General features: G+C 62.1%; 12 protein-coding genes. 7 read left to right on the top strand and 5 right to left on the bottom strand.

Annotated features, from left to right (window positions below; all coding sequences use genetic code 11):
• The 3 genes from CZ322_RS02600 to CZ322_RS02590 form a co-directional block, all read left to right on the top strand.
• A partial coding sequence (locus CZ322_RS02600; RefSeq protein WP_234984428.1) for a glycerate kinase family protein occupies positions 1 to 1,099 on the top strand: 1,099 nt, incomplete at its 5' end.
• Between the two features lie 79 nt (positions 1,100 to 1,178).
• Entirely contained in the window at positions 1,179 to 1,442 is a 264-nt protein-coding gene (locus CZ322_RS02595) for a hypothetical protein (RefSeq protein ID WP_143231819.1), read from the top strand.
• Positions 1,443 to 1,739: 297 nt separating this feature from the next.
• Positions 1,740 to 2,165: a hypothetical protein gene (locus CZ322_RS02590; RefSeq protein ID WP_087070089.1), complete on the top strand. Its 426-nt coding sequence runs from the start codon at positions 1,740 to 1,742 to the stop codon at positions 2,163 to 2,165.
• 131 nt (positions 2,166 to 2,296) lie between these two features.
• Here the strand turns inward: CZ322_RS02590 and CZ322_RS02585 are convergent, their stop codons facing one another.
• Both CZ322_RS02585 and CZ322_RS09820 read right to left on the bottom strand, forming a co-directional pair.
• Positions 2,297 to 5,278, bottom strand: coding sequence for a Cna B-type domain-containing protein (locus CZ322_RS02585; RefSeq protein WP_087070088.1), 2,982 nt, complete (start codon positions 5,276 to 5,278; stop codon positions 2,297 to 2,299).
• A 3-nt stretch (positions 5,279 to 5,281) separates the two neighbouring features.
• Positions 5,282 to 5,473, bottom strand: a complete 192-nt coding sequence (locus CZ322_RS09820; RefSeq protein WP_143231818.1) for a hypothetical protein — start codon at positions 5,471 to 5,473, stop codon at positions 5,282 to 5,284.
• A gap of 97 nt (positions 5,474 to 5,570) precedes the next feature.
• Here CZ322_RS09820 and CZ322_RS02580 point away from each other — a divergent pair, with 97 nt between their 5' ends.
• A complete protein-coding gene (locus CZ322_RS02580; RefSeq protein ID WP_087070087.1) occupies positions 5,571 to 11,297 on the top strand; it encodes a DUF7507 domain-containing protein in 5,727 nt (1,908 codons plus the stop codon).
• Here the strand turns inward: CZ322_RS02580 and CZ322_RS02575 are convergent.
• From CZ322_RS02575 to CZ322_RS02565, 3 genes are all read right to left on the bottom strand, one after another.
• A complete protein-coding gene (locus CZ322_RS02575; protein WP_234984427.1) occupies positions 11,179 to 12,600 on the bottom strand; it encodes a LutB/LldF family L-lactate oxidation iron-sulfur protein in 1,422 nt (473 codons plus the stop codon). The genes CZ322_RS02580 and CZ322_RS02575 overlap by 119 nt on opposite strands.
• Complete coding sequence (locus tag CZ322_RS02570; RefSeq protein ID WP_087070086.1) at positions 12,597 to 13,427, bottom strand: (Fe-S)-binding protein; 831 nt, start codon at positions 13,425 to 13,427, stop codon at positions 12,597 to 12,599. The genes CZ322_RS02575 and CZ322_RS02570 overlap by 4 nt, the downstream gene beginning before the upstream one ends.
• 93 nt (positions 13,428 to 13,520) lie before the next feature.
• Positions 13,521 to 15,134 carry an L-lactate permease gene (locus tag CZ322_RS02565; RefSeq protein WP_087070085.1) on the bottom strand — a complete coding sequence of 538 codons (1,614 nt, stop codon included), beginning with the start codon at positions 15,132 to 15,134 and terminating at the stop codon, positions 13,521 to 13,523.
• 503 nt (positions 15,135 to 15,637) lie between these two features.
• Between CZ322_RS02565 and nrdH the strand changes: the two genes are divergently transcribed.
• From nrdH to nrdE, 3 genes are read left to right on the top strand one after another with little or no spacing between them, the layout of a single operon-like run.
• A complete protein-coding gene (gene nrdH, locus CZ322_RS02560) occupies positions 15,638 to 15,901 on the top strand; it encodes a glutaredoxin-like protein NrdH (RefSeq protein WP_026429161.1) in 264 nt (87 codons plus the stop codon).
• A gap of 42 nt (positions 15,902 to 15,943) precedes the next feature.
• Complete coding sequence (nrdI, locus tag CZ322_RS02555) at positions 15,944 to 16,342, top strand: class Ib ribonucleoside-diphosphate reductase assembly flavoprotein NrdI (RefSeq protein ID WP_026429160.1); 399 nt, start codon at positions 15,944 to 15,946, stop codon at positions 16,340 to 16,342.
• Entirely contained in the window at positions 16,324 to 18,477 is a 2,154-nt protein-coding gene (nrdE, locus tag CZ322_RS02550; protein WP_087070084.1) for a class 1b ribonucleoside-diphosphate reductase subunit alpha, read from the top strand. The genes nrdI and nrdE overlap by 19 nt, the downstream gene beginning before the upstream one ends.
• Positions 18,478 to 18,651: the final 174 nt, after the last annotated feature.

The following is an 18,651-nucleotide window of genomic DNA, read 5'->3' as shown; positions in this document are numbered from 1 at the left end:
GGCGCTCGCGGCCGGGGCGCGGCGGGCTATTCCCGATGCGCAGTGCGTGGAGGTTCCCATGGCGGACGGCGGCGAAGGTTTCGCCCGCGCCATTGCCGATGCGCTGGGCGCGCGGGTGATCACGCTTCCGGTGGCCGGGGTGCGCGGGGCTACCGTGACGGCCGAGCTGGCGCTCGCGGGGGAGCGTGCCATTTTTGAAAGCGCCGCCGCGGTGGGGCTGGACCAGCTGCGCCCCGAGGAGCGCGATATTCGCCGCTCGGATAGCACCGGGGTGGGGCAGCTTATTGCGCGGGCGCTTGACGAGGGCGCCACCGAAATTCTGGTGGGCCTGGGCGGTTCCGCCACGAACGACGGCGGTGCCGGGATGCTCGCCGCACTCGGCGCACGTTTTTACGACGACGCCGCCACCGAGCTGGGCACCACCCCGGCGGAAATGGTGCGGCTGGCGCGTGCGGACTTCAGTGGACTGGATTCGCGCCTGGCCGGCGTGACCATCCGGGTGGCATGCGATGTGGATAATCCGCTGCTCGGCGAGCGCGGGGCTTCCGCGATTTACGGGCCGCAGAAGGGCGCTTCACCGGAGGATGTGGAATTCCTGGACCGAGTGCTGCGTAATTTTGCGACCGTTGCCGGGAAGATGGACGTGCAGGAGACACCGGGCGCGGGGGCGGCCGGCGGCCTCGGTTTCGCGTTTTTGCTGCTGGGTGCCAGCCTGGAATCCGGGGTGGATCTGGTGATGGAAACCGTGGGGCTGGCCGAGGCGATGGCCGGCGCGGATCTGGTCCTGACCGGGGAGGGCGCCATGGATCGCCAAACCCTCATGGGTAAAACGCTTTCCGGGGTGGCGCGGCTCGCCGCGGCGGCTGGTGGCGGCGGTAAACATACCGGCGGCGCCAAGCCCACCGGCGTGCCGATTATTGCTTTCGCGGGGAAACTCGGCGAAGGCGTCGAGGACCTGTACGAGCACGGCTTCGTTGGTCTGGTGCCGATTGTTGATCGGCCCTGCACGCTTGATGAGGCGCTCGCGGAGGGCGCAGCGAACCTGGAAAACGCCGCCGAGCGCGCCCTGCGCCTCTACGTGGCCGGCCAGCGGGCATAATTTCGCGGTGGCGGCCGCTAGATTAAACCATCCATGACCCCTGGCGTAAACAAGTGTTAACGTAGGGCGAGGAGGAATCATGGACTCTACTCAAATGAGCATTGAAGAAATGGCGAACTGGTTTGAGAACTGCACGCTGGCAGACTTCGATACCGTTGAGGCCAATACGGCTGCTATTGCACTGGAAAAAGCCCGTATAGCAACTCAGCAAGCGCAGTTAGCATCACTTGAAGCGGTGTGTAAAGCTCGCGAAAACGGTCTTACATGGGAGCAGATCGGAGGGCATCTCCATCTTTCCCGGCAGGGCACTTTCCAAAAATACGCCCATAAAATCGCTTCCTAAAACGCGCATTTAGCCCCGGTCTTTCCGAGGGTTCCGTAAGCCGAGGATCCGTAAGTCGAACCTCAGGAGTAACACCGGCACCTGAGGTGGCACTATGTGTTTGCTGAGCTGTACTTCGTATGTACAACATCGGCAGTACATCTCGGAAAATACATACCGGGTCCGGCGGCCTGCACCCCGGCCCCCGCGGATATAAAAAGGAGCAAGATCCTCTTCATGGCATTTCCTCGTTCGGGCCGGTGGGGTAAAAATATACCAACGAGTTGAGTGTCACATGCTAGGGGTAAGGAGACCGCGGTGAAGCAATATAAACGAAGGCTGATTGCCGCAGGTTTTATGTTCCTCGCTGGTCTCCTTGCCTCGTGCTCCACCCAGGAAGGTCCATTTCGACTTTCGCCGGGAGAACCTATTCCGGGAGATTTTATATGCTCCGTTGAATCCTTTTACGACACTGTCTCTATATGGCAAGATGTGGACGATGTTCATGTCTTGACGTACACCAAAGTGGATGTTAAACCTGACGAACCTCACCGCTACAAAGTAACGTCTCCCCGAGAGCTTACTGCTGATGATGTCAAAGTTACGTGGTACGGAGACGAGTTCGGTAAAGACGAAAAAGACCCCTTTAACGGCAATACTCTCTCAGCGCGTATCGTTATCACGGTTGACGGCACAGTTATATTTGATCACCTCGAATCTTTTGTGGAAAACAGACCCGAGTAGTTGTGTCGTAGTTATTATGGCCATTCCTAAGGATACGATTCACAACCACACTGCCACCTACTGAACGACGACGACGGGGGTGGTACATCGCGCGCGATGTACCACCCCCGTGGCTTAGGCGCAGGGCTTGCCTAGCGGTCGGTGCGGATGCGGCGCCAGGCCAGAATTCCGAGGCCGGCGAGGAGCGCTGAGCCCGCGAGGGCTGCTCCGGTGCGGGCATCGCTGCCGGTGCGCACAATCCGCGGTGGATTAGCTGGTGGTGTACTCGGCGGAGTCGTAGCCGGAGGCGTGCTGGCCGGCGGAGTTACCGGAGGAGTACTCGGCGGAACCGTGGGCGGAGTCGTCGGGGGAGCCGGCGGCGTCGTGGGCGGCGCCGGCGGAGTGGTCGGCGGTACCGGCGGCTCGGTTGTGGGCGGCGCCGGGGGTGGCGTAGTAGGCGGGGGCGGGGTCAGGGTATTGACCACCGTCACCGCGCGGTGAATAATGCCGTCCGCGCCAGGAGCTTCGGGAGTGCCGGGCTCAGCCGGCACCGGCACAATCTCGCCAGCTCCCTTCTCGCGCAGCCCGTACACGTAGGCCACGCCTTCCGCATTGGCGCGGGGAAGCCCGGTGAGGGTGCGCGTCCAGTTATCGACCTTCGTCACGGTGAAGCTCTGCACCACCTCGGGGTTGGTGAACTCCGCGCTGGTATCGCGCAGTAGCTCGAATTCCACCTGCTCGGGCTGTGCCGCGCCCGGCACCGGATCGCTCGAATCGCGGTAGGCCCACTGTTTCGTCACCGTAATATCCACCGGCACGGGAACCTCATTAGCCACCTTCCCGAGGAACCACACCTCGGGCGGGGCCATGCCTTCCTCCAACTTCGGCCGCGCGGGCAACTCTTCCCCACGCTGCACCAGCAGCTGCGACGGTTCCAACACCTTGGTTTTCAGCACCTTGCCGGCCGCGTCCAGCTCCTGCACCGCGTACACATAAAACTCCCCGGCATCGTTGCGGATCGGCAAATCAGTGAAGCTCTTCGTCCACTCCTCGCCAGCCGTCACGCTGAATTCATGCACCACCTGTGGGTTCAGGAGCTCAGCGGACGTATCGGAGACCAGGCGCATCGACACGCTCGATGAGGCAATATCCGAAGGACGAGCCGGTACCGGACTGGGCGCGTTGCCCGCTGGCGGCGTCGTCGTTTCATAGAACCACTGTTTCGTGACCGTTGCCTGCGCGCGACCCCACGTGCCGAAAATAACCGAGCCATTCGTGCCGATACCCGCACCGCGCGGCGCGGCGTTACCCGTAATGACCAGGCGCGCAGCACCGCGGGCCGCGTTCTTAGCGGGATCGGAAACCACGGCGGCGAAGCCCTCGTTGGAAATACGGCGCCCCTTGACGAGCTGCGGGTAGGGCCGCTGGTCCGGGGGCAGGCCCAGCTGCGCCGGATCGAAGCGGGCACCTTCGTTGTCCTGGTAGTAATCCACCAGGCCGCCGCCGATGATGCTATCCGAAAGCCACACCGGCGCGGAGCTGACCGAACCGAGGTTATCGTGCGCGAGGTCGGCGCCGTAGCGCTTGGCTGTATTGCCGAAAACAGCGGCGCCGTTATCCACGTGGACTTCCACGTTGCCGGTGGGGCAGGTCCAGATCCCACCGCCAATTCCCGAAGCGGCGTTTTCCGTCACCAGAGTATCGGCGAGGTGCAGCGTGTAATTGGCGGTAGCAACGTAAACACCGCCGCCCTGCTGACCTGCCCTATTGCCGCTGATCGTGCCGCCATTGAGTAGCACCTTGTTGGACACCACGTTCACGCCGCCGCCGGTGCGCCAGCTGGAATTGTTCGAAATGGTGCCGGCGTTCATGGTGAAACCACCCGGAGAAAGCTCGGACCATTGTTCACGGGTGAAACCCCAGTTCATGCCGTCGCCGGGGATTTCTTGCCAGGTGCCATCAGCACCCCAGGTGTAGAGGTTGAACGTTCCCACGCCACCACCGTTGGGGGCGTTATTGGAATCGATGGTGCCACCGTTCATAGTGACATCCGCGTTGCCGAAAGCGAGAATGCCGCCGCCGGAGAAAGAGGCGCGGTTACGCGAAATGGTGCCGTCATTGACCGTGATATAGCTGCGGGTGCGAGCGGAGTTTTCGGGGGTGGCATCGGATTTAGACCACAGCCACGTGAATGCGACCATCCCGCCCGCGAAACCGGAATTTTCCGTGATGGTGCCGCCGTTGATGGTGACTTTCCCACCTTTGTAGAGGCCAATCCCGCCGACTTCACCGTAACCTTGAGAATCGATAACGCGAGCTTTGCCCTTGCTGACCTCCCCGCCGTTCATCACGAAGGTGGCGCCCTCGGTCACCGCGATATTAGCCGCGCCGTACTGGACAGCGCCGGGATTATCCAGCTCACGATGATTATCGGTGACTTTCCCGCCGTTGAGGGTGAAACTGGCGTTTTTCCCGCTGACGGTTATCGCGCCCTGGTAGGTCTGCTTCGCCCCGCGCACCCCGGAGAACTCCCCGCCGTTAATCGTGAGGCTGCCGCGCACATCCAAAAGGGTGCCGCCGCCCGGGACCCATTCGCCGCGGCTCAGCAGGTGGAAAGTTCCGCCGTCGTAATTATCGAAGGTGAGCGCGGCGCCGGCCGGCACCTGCACCATCACGCCGGTGAAGCCATCCTCGCGGTTGAGGCCCGACGTGGTGGTGCCCCACGGGGCGCGGGCGCCATTGACCAGCTCGATATCCGCGCCGGCGGGAATCTTCAGGGGTTGCGTGAGCATCGTGTCCGTGGCGCCCAAAATAATACGGGTGGGCGTGGTTCCGGCCTCGCGAATGCGTTGGGTGAGGAGGGCTTCGGGGCAGGTCAAGTCATTGGGATCTTGCGAACATTGCACGACGGCGCGCGGCGACGACGCCGCATCGGCCGCGGGGCTGGTATCGCTGGTATTGGCCGTGGTGCTGGTATCGCCGGTATCGGCGGCGCGGGCCGGCCCCGGAGTGATCCATATCAGCGAGCCAAGAATAAGGAAGAGAACCGCCAGGAAACTCAGGAGCGCGCGGGAGCGCGGCTGGCGGGTGGAGAGCGGGCGCGGGTTTCGGCCGGGTAAAAGGCGGCGCGGCATGAGTTACTCCTTGACCTCAGCAGCTGCGATGCTGCGACGATACTTCAAGTTGAAAACCGGAACAATATTATTATTTATTTTAGTACTTTGAGCAGTTTCGCGCTCAGGACTTAGGTATGCGCAAAAATATGCCCGATGCCACAAAGTAGACAATAAAAGTTTGCCAAAAATTTGGAAAACGTCGATACGATTCATTACAGATTGTTATGGCAGGGGTCCTCATCATTGCTGCTATAGCAACAAGTCACATCATGATGGAATATGCCATCACATTTTCACGCAAGGAAGCTCGATGAATCGACATTTCACGATGCCACGGGCGTCACGGCGGTCGCTTATTGCGCTGCTGTGTACCGCCCTTCTTCTGAGTTTGGGATGGGGAGCGCTCCCGCAAGCCTCCGCAGCTCCCGCAGCAGGTACCCTCACTCATGTCTCCCTCGGTATTACCGGGGATGATACCTACGGCGATTACGATACCAACGCAAAAAATGGGAAAGTTGGGTACGGATCGCGCGTCTCATTCCAGTGGGCCTTCGTAGCATCTGATGCTACCTCCGCCACCATCTCACAGACTCTCCCGGAAGGGTGGAGTTGGGAAATTGGCCCCGGGCTTGACGCCGTGCTGGGCGGAACCGCGAACGGTGTGGAACGCTCCTACACCGTGAGCGCAGATGGCCGCACTCTCACCGCTACCGTGAGTAATGAGGGCGGTTCCGGCACCGCTGCTGTGGTCATCCAACCGATTATTGCGCGGCCGGGCACCGGAGTGGGCCCGGGCAGCACCTACAGTCCCGAACTGAAGGTGACCGACGCGCAGGGGGAGCGCACTGTTCCGGTATCTGGTGATCTCACCTCCGTTGAAGTTGTTGGGCAGCTTGACTTCGATCTTGGGCACGGCCGTGATCCAGTTGATGATACGGGTACCTACCGCGGGGAAGGCCCCTATAATTTCGGCTCCGGCACGGAAAAAGGCAATCTCTTCGGTTTCACGCCGAAGTACAGTTTCCCCTTCTCCGATAGGTGGACGTTTGAGAAACCTCTCACCACCGCGGTCACATTTACGATCATGGTGCAAGAACCCGGCGCTAATGCTCCGCGCCCCTTCATTCCGGAGCGGTGGGCAGTTGCGCCGGTGCGGTCGGGGATCACTGCCGAAAAAGGGGACTCCTTCGGAAAATTCACTCTCACGGGAGCCCAAGCCCGGGATCGAAATTCCGCTGCTTATGTGCAATACCGAGTGTGGATTCCCGCTTCTGAGTTTGCGAAATTGGCTAATAAGACGGTGGTTACTTTCAGCAGTTCCGTCACTCCGGTCAACCCGCGGGGCAGTTCTGCGTCGTCGCCCTCACAACCTCTCCACGAAACAAACCCGCTCAATAATACTGAAACCCTCACGTGGACAATCGACCGGCCTACGGAAGGGCGGCTCCTCACAGATACCAATCAGCGTTACGGCAGGCATCCAGAGGGAGCCGACCCGGACGCGATGCGGGCAAGGCCGAGCTTGGGGCACAACGGCGTTGTGCCGCCGAATACTCCGTATGCACTCATCGGCGTTGCTTACCAGTATCTGGATAACACCCGCCTGGGCGGTCAGTACGAAAGCGTGGGCTCGGTCGATAACCAGGTCACCCTCAACGCGGGCAATCCGGCTTACCAACGCATGGATCCGCGCACCGCGCGCCTGTTCGTAAAAACCAGCGATATCCCCGGGGACCCCTACCCCAAGGGCATGCCCGGCGAAACAGCGAACGGCTACTATGAGATTCCAAAATCGGATTATGACCTGTACGTGCGGGCCGGTGCCCCAGGTAGCCCGGAGCTGCGGGAATTCCGCCCACTATCCGAGTATTCGGGCGATTTTAGCGACGTTTATGCGTTGCAAGCCCGCCCCAAAGTGAATAATGGCAATCTGCTGTCCGTGCGCACAGGCCCATCCGCTGCGCGAGAGCGCTACCATATGTACTTCACAGTCCAAGCGGTGGCAAGCTCGGACGCGGTTTTTGTTGATGACGGTATCAGCTTCTCCGTGGATATGCGGTCGAAGTACCAGGGAAGAAATCAATATAAAGGTACCGGAGGGCGCATTTTCGTCGCGGTTGGAGAAGCTCGTTTTAGGTCATCTTTGTTCACCGATATTAATCCGGACGGATCTGCTGGCAACCGCGTCACGGTAGCGAAAACAAATAATAAGTATCGCTACACTGTCCGCCCGGAAACCTTCCTCGTCCCCAACTCTCCGCAAACGACTGCCGCACACTCTCAGGTGCTCATGTGTATTCCCGCGGAAGTAGTGGATGTGGATCTGTCTCCCGTGGACGCCGCCACGTGGAGGGGGAGCAAGGCTTCCGATGCGAATCTCTGCGCGGATGGGCGCACCCCGTACCTCTTCGATTACGTGGCCAATGGCGGCAAACTTCCGGTGGGCCAGCAGCTGCCCGAGATTCCCATCAATCTGCACATAGGGCCCTATTTACCCGAATCCGGCCAGCTCAATCTGGATTCCTATTTCCGCGGGGATGACCTTCGGAAGTGGTATTGGAGGGATGTGATCGATCAGGCCGGCTGGCAGGCCCAAACCTCCACCGATGTCACTATGGTCCTGGTTGCCGGAGCGAATTACCTCAAGACGCTCCGCACTCCCAACATCCAGCGCAATGAACCGGCGTCCTACCTCGTGGAAATGTACAACACCACCATGGATTCCATGGGGCACGCGATTTTCGTGGACGAACTGCCCTACGTGGGCGACGGACGCGGCACCACCGTGACCCCGATCCTTACCGGGGTGGAACGCCTCCAGGGCGAGGCCGCCAATGTGCGAGCCGAATACACCACGGCGCCGCACGGCACCATCGGGGCCGCTCCGGCGGAGGGCATCACCTGGCAAGAACTGACGGCTTCCGCGGACCTCAGCCAGGTCACGGCACTGCGTTTCATCATCAACGATTTCGCTACCGGGCTGGCCGGCGGCGCGCGCTACGCCCTTACCCTGGACGCACCGCAGGCGGAAGCCGGCGCGGTCATCGCCAACACCATGACCGGCCTGCTGCGCACCACCTCGCATTCCCCGCTCCCGCTCACCGCGGGCGAACCGCAAAGCGCTACGGTGGTTGCCGCAACTGTGAGCGGGCGAATTGCCGTGGATATTAACGACGACGGCGCCAGCGCGGATGACACCGCGCTGGCAGGTGCCACCGTGCGCCTCCTGGATGCCAGCACAGGTGACCCGGTCCTCAGCCCCAGCGGCGCTCCGATAGAAACAACCTCGGCAGCCGACGGCACCTATTCCTTCGACAATGTACTAGCCGGAACCTATCGCATCTCGGTCACCCCGCCTGCCCCGGGAGGCAGCGCGAGCTACGTGCCGAGCTACTCCCCGGCCGGTAAAGACGCAGCCACCAGTGCCGTGGTGACGGTGGCGCGGGCAGCTAAGTTGGACGGCCAAGACTTTGGTTTCTTCCACGCCCAGCCCGCCCTTGCTCTCACCAAGACGGCTGCGCTTGCCGCCGGTGATGCAGGCGCGAATGCGGCGGCCGGCGATACCGTGACCTACACCTTCACCGTCACGAATACCGGGAACGTGCCGCTTTCGCAGCTCACCCTGAGTGACCCGAAGGTAAGCGGCCTTGCTATGACATGGCCTGATGCCGCTCAGCAGGGCACGTTGGCGCCGGGCGCCGTCGCCACGGGAACCGCGCACGCCACTCTCACCCAAGCCGATATCGACGCGGGCCGCGTGGACAATACCGCGACAGTCACCGGAACCTCGCCGCAGAATACTTCGGTGCAGGCCACGGCTACGGTGACCACTCCGTTGCCCGCAGCCGGCGCCCTCGCGGTGACCAAGACGGCTACGCCGCCGGCAACTATCGCGGCCGGCGAGCAGGTCAGCTACACCATTGAGGTGAGCAATACCGGCAATGTCACCCTGAGTGACGTGACGGTGACGGACCCGCTGCTCGGCGGCACCGTGGGGGCGGTTTCCACGCTCGCACCAGGGGCACGCCAGCAGGTGAGCGGCAGCTACATCCTCACTCAGGCGGATATTGACCGCGGCGGCGTGGATAATATCGCCACGGCTACTGGCATCGACCCGAGCGGAACAGCGGTGAGCGCCCAGGGAACCGCCACCGTCCAGCTCCCCGAAGCCCCGGCGCTCGCGGTCACCAAAACCGCTACGTCGCCGGCAACTATCGCGGCCGGTGAGCAGGTGCAGTACAGCATTGCAGTGCGCAATACCGGCAATGTGACCCTGCATGGAATTGCTGTGAGTGATCCGCTGCTCGGCGGGAAACTCGCCACCATCACCACCCTGGCCCCGGGAACTATCGGCACGGTGAGCGGCAGTTACACCCTCACCCAGGCGGATATTGATTGCGGCAGCCTGGAGAACACCGCCACGGCCGCGGGTGCATCCCCGCACGGTACCGCGGTGGAGGGTAGTGGCACGATTACGACCCCGCTGCCCGGGACCGCGGTGTTGCGCCTGGTGAAAACGGCGACGACGCCCGCCCAGCTGCGTGCCGGCGAACCCGTGGAGTACTCCATTGAGGTGAGTAATAGCGGCAACGTGACCCTCAGCGGCGTCGTCGTATCTGATCCGTTGCTGGGCGGGGAACTGGGTACTATCACAACGCTGGCACCCGGTGCCTCTCAGCGCGTTACCGGAACTTATACGCTGACGCAAGCGGATGTGGACCGCGGCAGCCTGGAAAACACCGCCACGGCTACCGGTACGGATCCGCACGGAACAGCGGTCACAGCCAGTGATAGCGCTACCGTGAGCATCCCGGACGGCGCCCAGATCCAGGTGATCAAGCAGGGGAGCGTACCGGAGCGCGCGGGCGAGATGTTGCGCGCCGGTGACGAAGTCACCTGGACCTTTACCATCACGAACCGCGGCACCACCACGCTAAGTGGGGTGGCACTGCGCGATGAGCTTCCTGGCTTGAGCGCGGTGAGCTTTGGTGCGTGGCCCGGTGCGGCCGGGGTTCTAGCCCCGGGGCAGTCGGTGACCGCCAGTGCGACCTCGCCGGTCACTCAGGGGCTGCTTGATGCTGGCGTGGTGGAGAATACCGCGGAGGTGAGCGCGACATCGCCGCGTGGGTTGGAGGTGCGCGATAGTGCCACAGAAACCGTGGTGCTTCCGCAGAGTCCCTCATTCGCCCTGGTGAAAACGGGCAGCGTGGAGAAGGAAAACCCGCGCGCAGGTGATATTGTCACCTGGTCTTTCGCGCTGGAGAACACCGGAAATACCACCCTGCGCAACGTTGTTATTCAGGATGACTTCCCGGGACTGTCCGAGATTGAGTACAGCTGGCCGGGTGAGGCTGGGGTGCTCGCTCCGGGTGAGAAGGCCAGTGCGAGTGCAACCTCGGTGCTCACCCAGGAGCAGGTGGATGCGGGTACCGTTCGCAACGATGCCAGCGCCACCGGGGTGACCCCGGGCGGGGATACCATCACGAATAAGCCGGGCGACCCGGAAATTCCGGGCAGTGGCGGCCACGGTTCCATTACCATCACCGAACACCCGGGGATGACGATGGAGAAAACCGCGAAGGTGGATGGGGATGTCATCATCTACCGTTTCGAGGTGGTCAATACTGGAACGACGACGCTCACCGGCATCACCATCAATGACCCAATGGCCGGGCTGGGCCCCATCGAGTACAGCTGGCCGGGTGCGTCCGGGGTATTGGCTCCGGGAGAAGCGCTTCTAGCACACGCCCGGGCGAAGATCACCGCACCGATGCAGGGAACGACGGTAACCAATACCGCAACCGTCACGGCAGTGACTCCGGGTGGGGAGAAACTCACGGGTGTCACGGCGAGCGTGGACATCAAGGTTCCACCCGCCCCAGCATCGACGAAGCGGCTGAGCCATACAGGTGCTGAGCTCACAGCGCCCATCGTTCTCGCGATTCTCCTCCTGGCTGGAGGTAGCGCATTGCGGCGGCGANCCCGCCCACGCTCGCCAGCCGGGCCGCGGCGCCCAGGCGCCAGCCCTTGCCCATAACCCAGCCGCCGCCGGCCATGAGGATCGGCTCTACGTGCGGGCGCAGCCCGGCCTCCGCGCGTTTCTTATCCACCGCTTTGCGGCGCAGGTGCACGAGGATATTCGAGATCGGAATTTTCACCGGGCACACTTCATTACACGCCCCGCACAGGGTGGAAGCGAAGGGCAGGGAGCGATCCACCACCGATTCCAGGCCGCGGATCTGCGGGTTGAGGATGGCGCCGATGGGCCCGGGGTAGACCGAGCCGTAGGCGTGCCCGCCCACCTTCTCATACACCGGGCAAATATTCAGGCAGGCCGAGCAGCGAATGCAGCGCAGCGCCGCGCGCCCGATCGGGTCAGAGAGCACCTTGGTGCGCCCGTTATCCAGCAAAATAATATGAACATCGCGCGGGCCGTCACCTTCGCGCGCGCCCGTCCAAATGGTCCCGTAGGGAGCCATGCGCTCGCCGGTGGAAGAACGCGGCAGCAGCTGCAAGAACACCTCAAGATCCTGGAAGGTGGGGAGAATCTTCTCGATACCCACCACGGAGATGAGGGTTTCCGGCAGGGTAAGGTTCATGCGGCCATTGCCTTCGGATTCCACCACCACCAGGGAACCGGTTTCCGCAATCGCGAAATTCGCGCCGGAAATCCCCACCTTGGTGCGCATGAACTTTTCGCGCAGGTGCACGCGGGCCGCGGCGGCCAGCTCGGCCGGCTCGTCGGTCACATCGGGCGGGCAGGGGGTGCCGTACTGGCCCATTTCCCGCAGGAAAATCTCGCGTACCTCGCTGCGATTACGGTGAATCGCGGGCACCAGAATATGGCTGGGCCGGTCGTGCCCGAGCTGCACAATGAGCTCGGCCAAATCCGTTTCCCAGGCCGCAATCCGCGCTTCTTCCAGGTGTTCGTTCAGGTCAATTTCCTGGCTGACCATGGACTTGACCTTGGTGACTTCGCTTTCCCCGGTGGCGCGCACCAGGTCGATGACGATCCGGTTGGCTTCCTCCGCGTCGCGCGCCCAGTGCACATGCGCCCCGGCGGCGGTGGCGTTCTTTTCGAACTCCGCCAGATAATGATCGAGGTGGCGGCCCACCCGGTTCTTAATATCGGCACCGGCCTGGCGAATATCCTGCCAATTATCCAGCTCGCTCACCACTGCCTGGCGCTTCGCGCGAATCGTGTGGGTGGCGTGATGGAGATTCTTCGCCTGCGTTTCGTTGCCCAGCTCGCGCACCGCGGCCTTGGGGAAGGCCGGCGAATCGAGCAGATCCCCTTCGGGCGGGGCCGGGGTGAGGCGTTCCAATTTCAAAGTTTTCATGCGATCCTCCCGGCGGGGGTGGTTGCGGCCACGGCGCCGGCGGCACCCGGCACGGCGCCGGCGCCAACCGGCGCGGTCTGCACCAGCAAATTGACCATGTGAATGGGGCGGACGGGTTTCTTCTCGCGGTGCAGAATCCCGCCGAAGTTCATGAGGCAGGCATTATCGAGGCTGGCCACGTATTCCGCCCCGGTTTCGATGACGTGCCGGGCTTTATCCCGCCCCAGCGCGATGGACACATCCGAATTCTTCACGGAGAACGTGCCCCCGAAACCGCAGCACTGGCGCATATCTTCGAGCGGAATATATTCCAGCCCGCGCACCGCTTGCAGCAGTCGAATGGGCCGGTCGCCCACCTCGGCCACCCGCAGCGAATGGCACGAGGCGTGATAGGTGACGGTGTGCGGGAAGTACGCGCCCACATCCACGGTCCCCAGCACGTCCACGATGAACTCGCTGATGTCGTAGACCCGTTTTTGCACTTCGTGGACGCGCCGCGCCAGCTCATCTTCGCCGGCATCGAGGGCCAGCATCTCATGCTGTTCGCGTACCGAACCAACGCAGGAGCCGGAGGGTCCCACCATGTAGTCGTATTCTTCAAAAGCTTCGAGGAAGGCTCGCACGCTCGGCAGCGCCCGGTCAAAATACCCGGTATTCGTGAACATCTGCCCGCAGCACGTTTGGGCGCGCGGGAACTCCACGTCACACCCGAGCCGCTCGAGCAGCACCGCGGTGTTATTCACGGTATTCGGGAACATCACCTCGTTAATACAGGTGGCGAAAACCGCAACTTTCTTGCGCGGTTCCGGCCCGGGAATGAGGGTCATATCAACTCTTTTCTTTCGTTGTTATTACGACGACGCCGCCGCTGCGCGGCGCTGTGCCCGGCCAGCCGCGGACCTCTGGCAGGGCGGAAGTATTTAGGCGAGGAACCCAACCAGTAGGCACAGCAGGATGAGCAGGCCGCAGGCCCAGGGCAGGGACTTGCGCAGCAGCACGGATTCTTCGCCGACCATATCCACCCCGCCGGTGGCAATCGCCAGAGTTTGGGGGCTGATCATCTTGCCCACGGCCCCGCCCACGGTATTGCAGGCCACCAGCAGCCCCGGATCCGCCCCGATTTGGGTGGCGGCGGTGTGCTGCAGATTGGCAAAGAGCGCCGTCGTTGAGGTTCCCGAACCGGTCACCGCGGTGCCGATCCACCCCAGAATCGGGGCGAGGAAGGGGAAGACGGATCCGGCACCGGCAATCCAGGTGCCGATGGTGAGGGTCTGCCCGGAAAGGTTCATAACGTAGGCGAGGGCGAGCACCGAACCAATGGTGAGGAAGGTCCAGCGCAGCTTGTAGACCTGGGCGAACATGAGGCGCGCTACCGCGCCCGGGCGCATCCGGTAGCAGGCGGCCAGTACCAGCGCGGTCAGGAGCAGCAAAGTACCCGGGGAGCTCAGCCAGGCGAAGGTGTAGGTGCTGGAGGCGGCGGGCGTGCCATCGGCGGCGCGCACCAGATTCTCGCCCCCGGCCCACAGGGCCGGCCAGTGGATGGTCACGTTTGTGGCAGCCAGCGCGCTGCGGATTGCCGGCACCATCTGGGTGGTCACGAAAACGGCCACGATAAGCACGTAGGGGAAGATGGCCCAGGCCAGGGCCGCGGGGCGAATCCGTTCGGTGGCCGGTTGGGGCGCGGCGCCGGTGAGGCGTTCGGCCGCGGCGCGGCTGCCGCGCGGTTGCCAGATGCGCAGCAGCGCGATGCCGACCGCCAGGCTCACCAGGGCGGGCACCATATTGACCAGGCCGGGGGCCAGGGTGCGGGCGGCGAGCCAGGTGCTCAGCGCGTAGGAGGCGCCCACCGCCAGGGCCAGGGGCCACACCTGCGCCAGGCCGCGCCAGCCGTCCATAATGAGGAGCAGCGCGAAGGGGATGAGCCAGACGAGCACGCTGGTTTGCTCGCTGATCTGGGCGGAGAGAGTGGCGGCATCGATGCCGGTGAGGTTCGCGCCGGTGAGCACGGGCGTGGCCATCGCCCCGTAGGGCACCGCGAAGGTATTGCCGACCAGCACCGTGAGCGCCGCCTTCCAGGGCGCGAAGCCGAGGGCGAGGAGCATAACGCCGCAGATCGCCACCGGCGCCCCGAATCCGGCCAGCGCTTCGAGGAGGGCGCAGAAACTGAAGGCGATGAAAATGCCCAGGGCACGCGGATCGGGGGAGAGCCGCGCGAAGGCCTGCATGAGGGTGTCATGGTGCCCGGAGGCCACCGTGAGTTCGAAAAGGATGATCGCGGTGAGAACGATCCAGGTAATGGGGAAGATCCCGAAAACGGCCCCTTCCAGCCCGGCAGAAAGCGCCATTCCGGCGGGCATACGGAAAGCGAAGATCGCTACCGCAAGCGCCACGACGACGCCGCATACCCCCGCCCAGTGCGCATTCATATGCACAACACCCAGCAGGAAGAACACCGTGAGGAGCGGCAGGAGGGCCACGAGGGCGGAGAGGGTGAGACTCCCCAGTGGCGCGGCGGTTTGTGTAAAGGCTTCCACGATGTTCTCCTTTTCATCGCACGAGGTCGGCTCGGATACGGGTCGGTGAGCAGCGTTGGTCACGGCGGTCGAATCCGAATCCGCTTAAGTCTGATTAGAATCGTACGGACGTAGGTCACAAGATAAAAACTGAGAGCGCCAAAATTGGCGTGAGATTGGTTACAAATAGGCGGGTAAGGGACTCCTTACTCTGGCGGAAATTTAGTGAATGTGCTAAATGATCCGGCGTATTGAGCGGGTGCCTAGATATGTAGCTGGCCCGCGCGTGGCTCACCCGCGGCCCGCCCTGCATGACACGCCGGGCGGCGTGGTTACCGGCTTCACAAAGCGCGGGTCCAAAGTCCTAAAACCGCGTAAATAGGCGCAAAGCGGGAGTGGCGGCGTCGTTGTAAAAACCACAAGTTCTAGTGGTCTTTTGTTCTAGGTGCCACTAGGTGTAGTGTTTAGCCTTGTAGTCGTTCCACCACGCACACAGCGTGACAATCCGAATTCGAGGAGACCCCATGAGCATTACCGTCTACACCAAGCCCGCGTGCGTGCAGTGCAATGCCACCAAGCGCGCGCTCGATAAGGCGGGGCTGGAGTACGAGCTCGTGGATCTCACCCAGGATGCGGAGGCCCTTGCCGCGGTGAAGGCCCTCGGGTACCAGTCGGCGCCCGTGGTTTTCGCGAACGGTCATCACTGGTCCGGCTACCGCCCCGATGAAATCAAGGCGCTCAAGGCCGGCGCGCAGGCCACCGCGGAACCCACCCTGGTGACTGCCTAAGCTGGCGGTGCGGCCGCGTGCCGCCCGCTGAGGAAAGAACCGATGGCACGTATCGTCTATTTTTCTTCTCAAACAAATAACACGCACCGGTTCGTGGAAAAGCTCGGCTACGATGCCGTGCGGATCCCCATCCATGGCGAAACGCCCGTGGTGGATGAACCCTACGTGCTTATTTGCCCCACCTACGGTGGCGGGAACCATCGCGGCGCCGTGCCGCGCCCCGTCATCAAATTCCTCAATAACGAACACAACCGTGCTCTCATCCGCGGGGTGATCGCCGGAGGAAATACCAATTTTGGCGATGTTTACGGACTCGCCGGGGATGTTATTGCCGAAAAATGCGGCGTCCCCATGATGTATCGCTTTGAACTGCTCGGCACGCCCACGGACGTCGCCACGGTTAAGGAAGGTTTGGAACAGTTTTGGGCAACGCAACACTAACGGATACCGGTTCGGAAAACCTGGGTGATTCGCTCGTGGATTACCACTCGCTCAATGCCGAGCTCAATTTGTACGATGCTGAGGGCAAGATCCAGTTTGATAAGGATCACGAAGCCGTGCGGCAGTACTTCCTCCAGCACGTCAATAAGAACACCGTGTTCTTCCACGATCTGGAAGAAAAGCTGGAGTACCTCGTGCGCGAAGGCTATTACGAAAAGCGCGTGATCGACGCCTACGATATGGCTTTTATTAAGGAGCTCTACAAGAAGGCCTACGCGCATAAGTTCCGCTTCCCCACCTTCATGGGGGCCTTCAAGTACTACACCTCCTACACCCTGAAAACCTGGGATGGCACCCGCTACCTGGAGCGTTTCGAGGATCGGGTCTGCATCGTGGCGCTCGCGCTGGCCGATGGGGATACCGAGTTGGCCACCAACCTCATGGAAGAAATGATCAGCGGGCGGTTCCAGCCGGCCACCCCCACCTTCCTCAATGCCGGCAAGCAGGCCCGCGGGGAACTGGTCTCCTGCTTCCTGCTGCGGGTGGAAGACAATATGGAATCCATCGCCCGCGCGATTAACTCCGCGCTCCAGCTTTCCAAGCGCGGGGGCGGGGTGGCGCTCAACCTCACCAATCTGCGCGAGCAGGGTGCCCCGATTAAGCGCATTCAAAACCAGTCCTCCGGGGTGAACCCGGTTATGAAGCTGCTCGAGGATTCCTTCTCCTACGCGAACCAGCTGGGGGCGCGCCAGGGCGCGGGGGCCGTGTACCTGCACGCCCACCACCCGGATATTATGCGTTTCCTGGATACCAAGCGGGAAAACGCGGACGAAAAGATCCGGATTAAGACTCTTTCCCTGGGCGTGGTGATCCCGGATATTACCTTCGAGCTGGCCAAGAACCGCGAGCCGATGTACCTCTTCTCCCCCTACGATGTGGAGCGGGTCTACGGCAAGCCGCTCACCGAGATCTCGGTGAGTGAAAAGTACCGCGAAATGGTTGATGACAAGCGCATTAAGAAGACGAAGATCGACGCGCGCCAGTTCTTCCAGACCCTCGCGGAAATCCAGTTCGAATCCGGCTACCCCTACATCGTGTACGAGGACACCGTCAATAACACCAACCCGATTAAGGGCCGGATTACCATGTCCAACCTGTGCTCGGAAATCCTCCAGGTATCCGAGGCGTCCGAATACAATGCGGATCTTTCCTACAAGCACGTGGGTAAGGATATTTCCTGCAACCTCGGCTCCCTCAATATCGCCGAGGCCATGGATTCGGAGGACCTGGGCAAAACGGTGGAGATCGCGGTGCGTGCTCTCACGGCTGTTTCCGACCAGACCAGCATCGATTCGGTGCCCTCCGTCAAGCGTGGGAATGAGATGTCCCACGCGATCGGGCTGGGGCAGATGAACCTGCACGGCTACCTGGGCCGCGAGCGGATCTTCTACGGGAGCGAGGAAGCCCTCGACTTCACCAATATGTACTTCTATACGGTTGCCTACCACGCGATCCGTTCCTCCATGCTGCTGGCGAAGGAACGCGGGGAGCGCTTCGAAGGCTTCGAGGATTCTACCTATGCAAACGGTGCTTACTTCACGAAGTACCTCGAGCAGGAGTGGGTCCCGCAAACCGAGCGGGTGCGCGAACTTTTCGCCGCGCATCATATCCCCACCCGGGAAGATTGGGCCCAGCTGGCCGCGGACGTGGCCGAATACGGGATGTACAACCAGAACCTCCAGGCGGTTCCGCCCACCGGTTCCATCTCCTATATCAACCACTCCACCTCCTCGATCCACCCGATCGTTTCCAAGATCGAGATCCGCAAGGAAGGCAAGATCGGGCGGGTGTACTACCCGGCGCCGTACATGACCAATGACAACCTGGAATACTTCCAGGATGCCTACGAAATCGGCCCGCAGAAGATCATCGACACCTACGCGGTAGCCACCCAGCACGTGGACCAGGGGCTTTCCCTCACGCTGTTCTACCCGGACACCGTGACTACCCGCGATGTGAACCGCAATTACATTTACGCGTGGCGCAAGGGCATCAAGACGCTCTACTACATGCGTATCCGCCAGGCCGCCCTCCAGGGCACCGAAGTGGAAGGCTGCGTCTCCTGCATGCTGTAGTAGGTATGCGGTGTTTACTTGCGCCGCGTGGGTAAACGGTGTTTACCTGCGGTGCGGGTGAGCGGTAGCGAAGGTGCGGGCTGTGTGCCTGCGCGGAGCGGGCCGGTTGCGTGAAAACGTGACCGGCCCGTCCGGCTTAAGTGCGGATGCTTGTTGTGGTACGACGACGGCGCC

The sequence above is a fragment of the Actinotignum timonense genome, assembly GCF_900155575.1.
GTDB classification, from domain to species: Bacteria; Actinomycetota; Actinomycetes; order Actinomycetales; family Actinomycetaceae; genus Actinotignum; species Actinotignum timonense.
Note: the sequence above shows the minus strand (reverse complement) of the source record. Positions and strands in the feature narration are given on the sequence as shown.